At 67.7% G+C, this 10626-nt stretch carries 13 protein-coding genes; 9 read left to right on the top strand and 4 right to left on the bottom strand.

The annotated features are described in order from the left end of the window. Positions 1–121 precede the first annotated feature (121 nt). The 3 genes from VE25_RS02115 (at position 122) to VE25_RS02105 (ending at position 3738) form a co-directional block, all read left to right on the top strand. A complete protein-coding gene (locus tag VE25_RS02115) occupies positions 122–835 on the top strand; it encodes a gamma-glutamylcyclotransferase (RefSeq protein WP_052731668.1) in 714 nt (237 codons plus the stop codon). Positions 836–1086: 251 nt separating this feature from the next. Continuing rightward, on the top strand, positions 1087–2346 hold the full coding sequence (gene lysA / locus VE25_RS02110) for a diaminopimelate decarboxylase (protein WP_046106933.1): 1260 nt from the start codon (positions 1087–1089) through the stop codon (positions 2344–2346). Positions 2347–2643: 297 nt separating this feature from the next. Next, positions 2644–3738, top strand: a complete 1095-nt coding sequence (locus VE25_RS02105) for a winged helix DNA-binding domain-containing protein (protein ID WP_160299940.1) — start codon at positions 2644–2646, stop codon at positions 3736–3738. Positions 3739–3945: 207 nt separating this feature from the next. On the opposite strand, the gene VE25_RS02100 is transcribed toward VE25_RS02105, so the two are convergent. The 4 genes from VE25_RS02100 to VE25_RS02085 are packed head-to-tail and all read right to left on the bottom strand — an operon-like array spanning position 3946 to position 5773. Further along, entirely contained in the window at positions 3946–4209 is a 264-nt protein-coding gene (locus VE25_RS02100) for a CopG family antitoxin (RefSeq protein ID WP_046106931.1), read from the bottom strand. Beyond that, positions 4196–4483 (bottom strand): BrnT family toxin, encoded by a 288-nt coding sequence (locus VE25_RS02095; protein WP_046106930.1) that lies wholly within the window; start codon positions 4481–4483, stop codon positions 4196–4198. Before VE25_RS02095 ends, VE25_RS02100 begins: the two co-directional genes overlap by 14 nt. Positions 4484–4520: 37 nt before the next feature. Beyond that, on the bottom strand, positions 4521–4931 hold the full coding sequence (locus VE25_RS02090; protein WP_046106929.1) for a response regulator: 411 nt from the start codon (positions 4929–4931) through the stop codon (positions 4521–4523). Continuing rightward, a complete protein-coding gene (locus VE25_RS02085) occupies positions 4931–5773 on the bottom strand; it encodes a zinc-ribbon domain-containing protein (RefSeq protein WP_046106928.1) in 843 nt (280 codons plus the stop codon). Before VE25_RS02085 ends, VE25_RS02090 begins: the two co-directional genes overlap by 1 nt. A 197-nt stretch (positions 5774–5970) precedes the next feature. Between VE25_RS02085 and ftsE the strand changes: the two genes are divergently transcribed. The 6 genes from ftsE to VE25_RS02055 all read left to right on the top strand — a co-directional run bounded on the left by ftsE (position 5971) and on the right by VE25_RS02055 (position 10602). Next, complete coding sequence (gene ftsE / locus VE25_RS02080) at positions 5971–6633, top strand: cell division ATP-binding protein FtsE (protein ID WP_046106927.1); 663 nt, start codon at positions 5971–5973, stop codon at positions 6631–6633. A 21-nt stretch (positions 6634–6654) separates the two neighbouring features. Further along, the gene (locus tag VE25_RS02075) at positions 6655–7593 is read left to right on the top strand and encodes a cell division protein FtsX (RefSeq protein WP_046106926.1); all 939 of its coding nucleotides are present in this window, start codon (positions 6655–6657) and stop codon (positions 7591–7593) included. A 201-nt stretch (positions 7594–7794) separates the two neighbouring features. Further along, positions 7795–8598, top strand: a complete 804-nt coding sequence (locus tag VE25_RS02070; RefSeq protein WP_052731667.1) for a lysophospholipid acyltransferase family protein — start codon at positions 7795–7797, stop codon at positions 8596–8598. Positions 8599–8958: 360 nt separating this feature from the next. Further along, positions 8959–9303, top strand: a complete 345-nt coding sequence (locus VE25_RS02065; protein WP_046106925.1) for a hypothetical protein — start codon at positions 8959–8961, stop codon at positions 9301–9303. 216 nt (positions 9304–9519) lie between these two features. After that, the gene (locus tag VE25_RS02060) at positions 9520–9849 is read left to right on the top strand and encodes a hypothetical protein (protein ID WP_046106924.1); all 330 of its coding nucleotides are present in this window, start codon (positions 9520–9522) and stop codon (positions 9847–9849) included. 84 nt (positions 9850–9933) lie between these two features. Beyond that, positions 9934–10602, top strand: coding sequence for a L,D-transpeptidase (locus VE25_RS02055; protein ID WP_046106923.1), 669 nt, complete (start codon positions 9934–9936; stop codon positions 10600–10602). Positions 10603–10626 lie beyond the last annotated feature (24 nt).

Here is a 10626-nt window from a genome sequence, read left to right as displayed (position 1 = left end):
AAATCGGCCCGCCCGGCGGAACAGTCAGAGGGGTACACTAGGCGACACCCCAACCCCTCCCCTCAAGGGGGAGGGGACCGTGCCGAGTTCGCGGCGTCATTCGGAAGGAAGCATCCGTCCCATGCCCAAGCGCCGTCCGCTGCGATTGACCGAAAGGCACGTCGCCTTCGTCCAGCCCGCCATCATCGACGAGGCCATGCCCGATCCGCAGCCGGGCTACGAGCGGGCAACGATCGAGGATCACCTCACGACGTGGCGGAGCCTCAAAGCCAAGGAGCCGGACCTTTCCGAAATCTGGATCTTCGCCTATGGCTCGCTCATCTGGAAGCCGGCGTGCGAGGTGGTCGAGATGCGCGTCGGGATCCTGCGCGGCTGGCACCGGGCCTTTTGCCTCGGCTGGAACACGCGCTGGCGCGGCAGCGAGGAGAACCCCGGCCTGATGCTCGCGCTCGACCGGGGCGGGGCGTGCAAGGGCGTGCTCTACCGGCTGCCGTCGGCAGGCGTCGAGGAGAACGTCGTCAAACTTTTCGAGCGCGAGATGGCCTGGAAGCCTTCGGCCTTTCCGCCGCGCTGGGTGAACGTCGCCTCGCGCGACGGCAACGTGCGGGCGCTGACCTTCTGCATCGACAGGAATTCCGGCCGCTACGTGACCGGCCTTTCCCCGCACGAGGTCGCGGCGGTCCTCGCCAGGGCCGCCGGCTCGCGCGGCTCGATGGCCGAATACCTCTACGAGACCGTGACGCGGCTGGAATCGATGGGATTGCACGACACGCATCTGTGGGAGCTGCAGGAGCTGGTCGCCGAGCACATCGAAGCCGTTTATGGCGGCGATTGAAGGGATTGGCTTTCGTTTTGCCCGGGGGTGATCTAGACGGAAGTCGAGACCACCGGAGGCGCAACAGCCACGGTGTCATTCCGGCGAAAGCCGGAATCCATCCTGAGATACCGCGTGCAGCCGCAAGGTGCATGAGCGGTGCCGACTACGCCACCTGGCGGCGCGGCAAGACATCTCAGGATGGGCCCCGGCCTTCGCCGGGGTGACATCGAGGATGGGGCGTGTCTCGGTGAACAGCCTGGAGTTCCGCCTTGGTCCACCACTTCACCCCCCGCGACGGCGTCCTGCACGCCGAGGACATCGATCTCAACGCGCTGGCCGAAAAGGTCGGCACGCCGTTCTACGTCTATTCGGCGGCGACGCTGCGCCGGCACGTGCGGGTGGTGAAGGAGGCGTTCGAGGGCATCCCGACGCTGCTGGCCTATGCGATGAAGGCCAATTCCAACCAGGCGGTCCTGAAGCTCATGGCCAATGAAGGGGCAGGGGCCGACGTCGTCTCGCTCGGCGAGCTGGAGCGGGCGCTCGCCGCCGGCATTCCGGCCGAAAGAATAGTGTTCTCGGGCGTCGCCAAGACGGTCGCCGAGATGCGGCGGGGCCTCGAGGCCGGCATCGTCTGCTTCAACGTCGAGAGCGAGCCCGAGCTCGAGCGCCTGTCGATGGTGGCCGCCGACATGGGGCTGACCGCGCGCGTCTCGGTGCGCGTCAATCCGGATGTCGACGCGCGCACCCACGCCAAGATCTCGACCGGCAAGGCCGAGAACAAGTTCGGCGTTCCCTATGCCAGGGCCCGCGAGATCTACAAGCGCGTCGCCGAACTGCCCAATCTCGTCGCCGTCGGCGTCGACATGCATATCGGCAGCCAGATCACCGACCTCGAGCCCTTCGGCAACGCCTTCCAGCTGATGGCCGACCTCGTCAGGGACCTGCGGGCCGACGGCCACGATATCGAGCACGTCGACGTCGGCGGCGGCCTCGGCATCCCCTACGACCACGACCAGGAAGCCCCGCCCCATCCGCAGGCCTATGCCGCGGTGGTGCGCGACAAGGTGGGGCAGCTGGGCTGCAAGCTCGTCATAGAACCGGGGCGGCTCATCGTGGGCAATGCCGGTATCCTGGTGACCCGGGTGGAATATGTGAAGCCGGGCGCCACCAACTTCGTCATCGTCGATGCGGCCATGAACGACCTCATCCGCCCGACCCTCTACGAGGCTCACCACGACATCGTGCCGGTCAACCCGTCGAACCTGCCCGCGATCACCGCCGACATCGTCGGACCGGTGTGCGAGTCCGGCGACTACCTCGCCAGGGGCCGCACCATCGCCGGCGTCAAGGAGGGCGACCTGATCGCCGTGATGAGCGCGGGCGCCTATGGCGCGGTCATGGCCTCGACCTACAACTCGCGCCTGCTGATCCCCGAGGTGCTGGTCGACGGCGGCAAGTATCACGTCATCCGGCCGAGGAAGACCATCGAGGAGTTGATCGGGCTCGACAGCGTGCCCGAATGGCTGTGAGGGGTATCCCACGTCGGATCGTGCTCGTGGCACCATCGCGCCCACCCACCGGTTGTCATCCCGGCGAAAGCCGGGACCCGGCCCTGAACGCCTCAACGTGTGCGCAAAGAGCGGCTGCGCTCCTAGCCCGTTTCATACACCTTGCGGCTATGGTCGCATCTCAGGATGGGCCCCGGCTTTCGCCGGGGTGACATCCAGATTGGGGCGGCACTTGGAGATGGTCATCTCTCCTGCTGCCACACCCTGTCAGCACTGCTGAAGGAGGATATGGTCGTCACCCGAGAGGAGGAGACCGCCATGTCCGTCCCCGTGCTCACCCGCCTTGAGCTCAACCGCGCGACGCTTGCCCGGCAGATGCTGCTCGTGCGCGCCGATCGCCCGATCGTCGAGGCCATCGAGTTCCTCTCAGGTCCCCAGGCGCAGATCAGCGAGGGGCCGTACCAGGCGCTGTGGAGCCGGCTCGAGGGCTTCCGCCATGAGGCCATGACCAGGCTCATCGAGGAGAGGACGCTGCTGCGCGCCACGACCATGCGCGGCACGCTGCACCTCCATTCGGTGCCCGACATGGTCGGCATCCGCAAGCTCGTGCAGCCGGTGCTGGAGCGCATGTGGGGCGGCCAGTTCGCCAAGCGGTTCGGCGCCGGCGACCGGCAGGCGATGATCCGCGCCGGGCGGCGCCTGCTCGACAAAGGGCCGATGACGGCGGGCGCGCTGCGCAAGGCTTTGGTCGAGCGCTTTCCAGAGCCCGATCCTTTGTCGATGACGACGCTGCTGCAGGTCAGCGATACCCTCGTCCAGATCCCGCCGACCCGCATCTGGGGATCGGGCCATGCGCCGGTCCTCACCCGCATCGGCAACTGGATCGAGCCTCCAAAGCCCGACATCACCCGCCGGCAGCTCGTCAAACGGTACCTCGCCGCCTTCGGGCCGGCGAGCGTCGCCGACATGCAGGCCTGGTGCGGGTTGACCAAGCTCGATGCCGATTTCAAGGCCGTGCGCGGCGAGCTCGTCGAGTTCCGCGATGAGGCCGGCCGCGTCCTCTATGACCTGCCCGAGGCGCCGCGCCCGGATGCCGAGACGCCCGCGCCCATCCGCTTCCTGCCCGTCTACGACAATGTCATCCTCGGCTTTGCCGACCGCTCCCGCATGGTTGCCGCCGCCGATGTCGGCCGGCTCTGGCAGGGCGAGACCAACCGCGGCTCGGTGCTGATCGACGGCATGGTCGGCGCGAGCTGGGGCTTTGCCAAGACCAAGGCTGGCGGCGTGCTGGACATCCTCACCGGCACGCCGGTGACGGGCAAGACGCGCGAGGGACTGGAGGCGGAAGCCGAGGCGTTCCTGGCCTTCATGACGGATGGGAAGGGTGGGGAAATGAAGATCGAGGCGATGTGAGGGCCCGGCTAAGGCACATTGCCTCACCCACCCTCGATTGTCATCCCGGCGAAGGCCGGGAACCAGCCCTGAACGCGTCAATACGCACGCCAGGAGCGATTGTCTCCGCCTCACACCTTGCGGCTGGTGCGGCATCTCAGGCTGGGTCCCGGCCTTCGCCGGGATGACATCGGGGTGTATCGGCATGGTGCCAAAACGGCTCCGGCACTATGGCCGCGAAACGTCCTCTTCCATCAGCATGCGCACATAGCGGGTCACCGGCACGCCCTTGGCCTCTGCCTTGCGTTTGACCGCGCTGAGGAGGCTCGGCGGTATGCGCATGTTGAGGACGGCGGATTTCTTGGCGAATTCGAACCGCATCGGCTTGAAGACGCTGAGATCGTACTCGGAAAGGTCGGCCTCTTCGACGAACCGCTCCGCCTCCTCGTCGCTCGTCAGCGGCGGCATCTGCTTCAGTTCAGCCTTGCTCATAGCGCTTGATCTCCCTGTGATGCATATAGCGGGCGCTGACGGGCCGGATACGTCGCTCGCCGCCGCTCTCCCGGATCGTGAAGGCGATAAAGACATAGCGCCCTTGCAACGACCGGCCGATGGCACGGAAGCGCATTTCGTTGGGAGACGGATCGCGATACATACCCGGCGCTCCGAGCAACACGCTTTCGATTTCCTCGCGCGAGACGCCATGCTTGCCGCATTTGGGCCAGTTGCCGTCGTCCCAGTCGAAGCCGGCAATCTCGCCGATCATAGCGCCTTGCTATACATTTGTATATACAAACGCGATGTCAACCGTCCAGCCCCCGCCGCCCCAGCGGCACGATCTCTACCGGTTTGCCGGCGAGGGCGTCGTCGACCTTGGCGACGAGGTCGGAGAGGGTGAAGGGCTTGGGGATGACGTCGTAGATGAGGGCGTCGAGCCCGTGGGCGCGCTCGCGCTGTTCGGCAAAGCCGGTCATCAGGAGGATGGTGACGGCCGGGAAGCGCGCGCCGACGTCGAGGGCGAGGGCGATGCCGTCCATGATCGGCATCTTGATGTCGGAGAGCAGGAGGTCGAAGCGGCCCTCCTCCTCGCCGATGATCTCGGCGGCAAGGCCGCCGTCCTCGGCCAGCACCACGTCGTGGCCCTTGATGCGCAGGGCCGTGTCGACGAAGGCGCGTACCGAATCGTCGTCCTCGGCCACAAGGATCCTCGCCATCAAACTGCTCCCGCGTTCTGGCGCGCCGGGGCGGCGCCGGCAAAGCTCAGACGCACGCCGACCGCCTCGGGCGGTGGCGCGGGGAGCTGGGTTTCGATGCGGGCGCGCTCGCCGGCAACGAGCGTGCGCGCGGGAGCCGCGACGCTCCATTGGTAGACGACCGCGCCCTCAGCATCGGTCAGGGCGACGACCACCGACGGCACGGTGACCGCGCGCGGATCGAGCCCGACGATCTCGGCCCCGACGTCGAGCACCTCGCGGCCCTCGCGCAGCAGCCGGCGCGTCTGGAGACCGGCGAAATCGAGGCCGACGACGTTGACGTCGAGCCCGAGCGCGGCATAGAGGCCGGCGAGCTGGGGGAACTGGCGCACCATGGGCGCGCGGCCGAGATAGAGCCCGGCAACGAGCCCGACAAGCGCAACGAGCACGCCCATGCGCGCGATGCGGCGCAGGCGGGCCATGGGCAGGTCGCGGTTGAGCAGCTTGCGGCGCTTGCTGAAGGCGCGCTGGCGGCGCTTGAGGGTCGTCGGGTCCTCGGCGTCCGCCGGGGCGGGGGCGGGCACGGGGGCTTCGGCGGCCTCGGCCTTGGCCCGTTCGACGGCGAGGCGCGCCTCGATGCGGGCCGACAGCGACCGCTCCTCGGCCACCATCGCCTCGTCGAGGCCGTCCTCGGCGATCGAATCGAAGAGCTGGTCGGCGGCTTCGGTTTCGGGATCGGCTTCCGGCGGCCTTTCCTGCCAGTCCTTGCGGCAGGCGGCGCACTGGACCTTGCGCCCGGCCGCCCCGATGGCCTCATAGGCCACTTGGTAGCGGGTGCTGCAATGCGGGCAGGTGATGATCATGGGCGGCGACGCTGTTCGGACGGACGCGGCACCCTAGACACGCCCCGGTTAACACTCCTCAAACCGGCATATCGGGGCCAGCATCACAATTGCGTCGCAATCCACACCGAAAGGCGGACCTGGCCGCGCTCTCGCCCGCCGGGCTGATATGATGCGGCCAAGCTGATTCGCCTCACGCAATACGGAGCCCACGCGCCTTGATCGAATTTTCCGACGTCGGCTTGCGCTACGGCAACGGACCGGAAATCCTGCGCGACCTGACCTTCGCCATCGAGCCGGGCACCTTCCACTTCCTCACCGGCCCCTCGGGCGCCGGCAAGACGTCGCTGCTGCGCCTGCTGCTGCTGTCGCTCAAACCGACGCGCGGGCGCGTGACCATGTTCGGCGAGGACGTCGCGGACCTGTCGCAGGACGCGCTTTTACAGATGCGCCGGCACATCGGCATCGTCTTCCAGGAGTTCCGCCTGCTCGACCACCTGACGACCTACGAGAACGTGGCGCTGCCGCTGCGGGTCCTGGGGCAGGCCGAGGGCGAATACCGCAACAACGTCACGGAGCTGCTCGAATGGGTGGGGCTCGGCGAGCGCATGGACGCCTTCCCCTCGCTGCTCTCGGGCGGGGAGAAGCAGCGCGCGGCGATCGCGCGCGCCGTCATCGCCCGCCCCAAGGTGCTGCTCGCCGACGAGCCGACCGGCAATGTCGATCCGGACCTTTCCTCGCGGCTCGTCCACCTTTTTGCCGAACTCAACCGCACGCTCGGCATGACCATCATCCTTGCCACCCACGAGCTGCCGCTGCTCGAGCGTTTTTCCTATCCGCGCATGGTGCTCACCAAAGGCGAGCTCGAGATCCATGAGTAGAACGCGCGTGAGGACGACGCCATGAGCAGCCTTCTCGATCGCCTGCCGTTCCGCCTGCCGCTGGGCAAGGGCGGCGCGCCGATCGTTCCCGACAAGTCGGTGGCGGGGCGCACGCTTCTGCTGCTCATCGCCATCATGACGTTCCTGTCGGCGGTGACGCTCGGCGGCGTGGTGCTGGTGCAGAAATCGGCCATCGCCTGGTCGGCCGAGGTCGGGCGCGAGGTGACCATCCAGATCCGCCCCATCGCCGGCGAGGTGATGGAGAGCAACCTGCGCGCCGCCGTGACGCTGGCGCAGACGACGCCGGGCGTCGCCTCGGCGCATGCGCTGACGCTCGAGGAAAGCCAGCGCCTGCTCGAGCCCTGGCTCGGCCAGGGACTGGACCTTTCGGCCATCGAGATCCCGCGTCTCGTCGTCGTGGAACTGGCGGACCCGGCCAATGCCGATATCGAGAACCTGCGCAGCAATCTCGGCGCCATCAACGGGGCGAGCCTCGACACCCATGCCGCCTGGCGCCAGCAGCTCAACACCATGGCCGGCACCATCGTCGTCTCGGGCCTCCTGGCGCTGGCGCTCATCGCCGTCGCCACGGTGCTGGCCATCATCTTTGCGACGCGCGGCACCATGGCCTCCAACCGCGAGATCGTCGATGTCCTGCATTTCATCGGCGCCTCCAACGGCTTCATCGCCGGCGAGTTCCAGGGCCGGTTCCTCGCCATCGGGCTGCGGGGCGGCGTCATCGGGGGGGTGGCGGCCATCGTCTTCTTCCTCCTCGTCGGCATGGCCGCCGGCAACGTGATTTCCGACGAGGCGGGCGCGCAGGTCGGCGTGCTGTTCGGGCGGTTCGTGCTCGGCTGGGACGGGATCGTCGGCATCGTCGCCGTGGTGCTGGTGATCGCGGCCCTGACTGCCGTCACCTCGCGCATGACCGTGCGGCGATTCCTGTCGCAGACCTCCTAGGATCGCCATTCAGCGGAACGGCGATCCTTTTCCGTTCTGACGGAAGCGGAACGGAGGCTATAAGTCCTTGTTTTGTCGCGCTTTCGCCCCCGGAAAAGTGGCGTCCACTTTTCCTGAAAACGCTCCAACAGCCTCGCCATCGGAGCCGGGTCCGGCTAATGAGGAAGGGCCGGGCGTCGCGCCCCGCGGAGGATCGCCACCTTGAAGACCGTCGTGCAGGCCGTGCGCTCGGCCCTGTTCTATCTCCTCTTTCTCGGCCAGACGGTGGTGCTGGCCATAGTCATCGGCATCATCGGCATCATCGCGCGCCGCCGCACCGCCCTCGGCTGGGCCCTCGCCAGCTACTGGTGCCATTCCAACACCTGGCTGATGCGCTGGATCGCGGGCGTGGGCACCAGGGTCACGGGCGAGGAGAACATCCCGCCCGGCGGCTGCATCATCGCCTCCAAGCACCAGAGCGACTGGGACGTCTTCGCCGTCTTCCCGCACACCGGCCGACCGGCCTACATCGTCAAGAAGGAGCTGATGCGCATCCCCTTCTTCGGCTGGGCGGCACGCTCGCTCGACTGCATCGAGGTCGACCGGCAGAAGGGCGCCGAGGCGATCCCCGAAATGATGCGCCAGGCGCGGGACGCCATCGCGCGCGGCTGCCGCATCGTCATCTTCCCGGAAGGCACCCGCAAGGCGCCCCTGGCGCCGCCCGACTACCGGTTCGGGGTGGCGCGCATGTACGACGAGCTCAAGGTTCCCGTCGTGCCGGTGGCGCTCAATTCCGGCCTCTTCTGGGGCCGCAACAGCCTCATCCTCTGGCCGGGCGAAGCCGAGGCGAAGTTCCTGCCCCCCATCCAGCCGGGCCTGGCGCCCGACGTTTTCCTCACGCGCCTGCGCGAGGCGATCGAAACGGGCACGAACGAGCTCATCGGCCAAGCCGACGCACGCGGGCTCGACCGCCCGATGCCGCCGGACCTGCGTGAAAAGCTCGATGCGCTGAAGGCGTCGGAATAGGGCGTGAAGGGGTAAGATCTCACCCGTCCACCGGCTGTCATCCCGGCGAAAGCCGGGACCCCAGCCCTGACGTTATCCACTCGCACGGGAAGACCGGTGGCGTTCGTCCTGCCTCGTTCACACGCCTTGCGGCTGCTGCAGCATCTCGGGATGGGTCCCGGCTTTCGCCGGGATGACAGCCGGGGGTGGGGTGGGATGATGCTACCTCGCTGGTGTCGCCGTCCCGATTGCACCACTACATGTTGACAGAATCTTCACTCATATCCATACATATAGAGTACCGCTGATGCGGCGCTTGACGTGCGCTGCATTTTGTTCTAATTTTGTTCTCCTTGTGGAGCGGCAGGAGAGGGAACGCCGATGGCGCCAATCGCCGACATGACCGGGTATCTGCCGCACGAGCGGCGGCGCGCCAGCTGGCGGGGCCGATCGGGCCGCGCCTATGTCATGGCGGGCGAGAATCTCGAACGCTTCGCATTGGCCGAAGGCGCGCTCTATCTCATCGCCAAGGGCAATCTGGTGCTGTGGGTGGGCTCGGCCGGGGACCTCGTCGCCGATCCGATGAGCCGCACCCGCTTCCGCCTGGCGCTCGACTGCGCCGACCGGGTCTTCCGGGTCGAGGAGCCGGAAGGCGAGGACGCCCACATGGCGACCGTCTGGGACCTCGAAGGGGCCGAGCCGGCCATGGAGCTCTCGGCGGCCTAGGTCGAACCGCTGCTGCGCGAGGCGGCCGATCACGAGATCGATACGCGCGGGGCCATCGAGGTCACGGTCGAAGCCATCCTGCGGCACGCCGGCGTGCGGCAGTCGTAGGGGCAGGCGGCCGGTTCGGCCGGGATGCGGTGCAAGCCTGCAACACCGGGGTCCGATTCGGCGGCCACGATCTGGCCATTGCCACAATTCCGTGGCTAGAAGGCGGTCATGCGACGCCTCCCCCTGCTCGTCCTCGTTCTGCTGCTGACCGCCTTCCTCGGGCGGCCGACGGTCGCCAATGCGCTGTCGGATCTCGTCCTCACACCGTTGACGACAGCGATCGCGTGCGAAGACCGCTCGGTCGCGACCGAGCGTGTCCAGCCCTGCGACGCCAAGGCTCCCATCATCGTGCCGTATGCCAAGTGCTGCCTCGGCATCCTGCCGCAGCCGGCCCCGCAGCTCGTGGCCGAGGCCGGCGCGGTTCCAGGCTTCCACGTGCCCTGGCAACCGGCTTTCCGCATCCATCACAGCCAGTTCCGTCCGCCGCGAGAGGCATGAGCCACGGTCCCCTCCGGGGCCGGTTCACCCTTCCCGGTCGAGATATGAAAGAGGCGGCGCCGGTGCCGCCCGGACGGAAATCCCATGGAAAACACAGTTTCGCGCCGCCAGCTCATGCTGGGCGGCATCAGCCTTGCGGCCGTTGCGCTGGCCGGCTGCACCACGACCCAATCGCCGCGGGTGGTCGCGCCCGAACCTGCGGTGATCGCGCCGGAATACCTCGACATGTACGCGGCCATGCCATTCGAGCAGTTCCCCGTTCCCGCCGCCGATCTCACCAAGATCGACCCCCGCTACTATCGCCAGGAGGTCGACAACCCGACCGGCGAGCCGGCGGGCCGGGTGGTCGTCGATACGCCCAACCGCTTCCTCTACTGGACCATGCCCGAGGGCCGGGCCATGCGCTACGGGGTCGGCATCGGGCGCGATGGCTTCGCCTGGGGCGGGCGGGCCCGCATCGCCTACAAGCGCGAATGGCCGCGCTGGACGCCGCCCGCCGAGATGATCGAGCGCCAGCCCGAGCTCGAGCCCTACCGGCACGGCATGGAGCCCGGCATCGGCAACCCGCTCGGCGCACGCGCGCTCTATATCCACGATACCGGCGGCGACACGCTCTACCGGCTGCACGGCACCACCGAGGAATGGTCGATCGGCCGCGCCGTTTCCAGCGGATGCGTGCGCCTGCTCTCCCAGGACGTGATCGATCTCTACAACCGCGTGCCCGACGGCACGCCGATCCTCGTCAAGCAGTGAGGCGGGAAGGGGTCGGGGGTGGAG

It is taken from the genome of Devosia geojensis (assembly GCF_000969415.1).
Taxonomy (GTDB): domain Bacteria; phylum Pseudomonadota; class Alphaproteobacteria; order Rhizobiales; family Devosiaceae; genus Devosia; species Devosia geojensis.
This window is presented reverse-complemented; position numbering and strand designations above follow the sequence as displayed.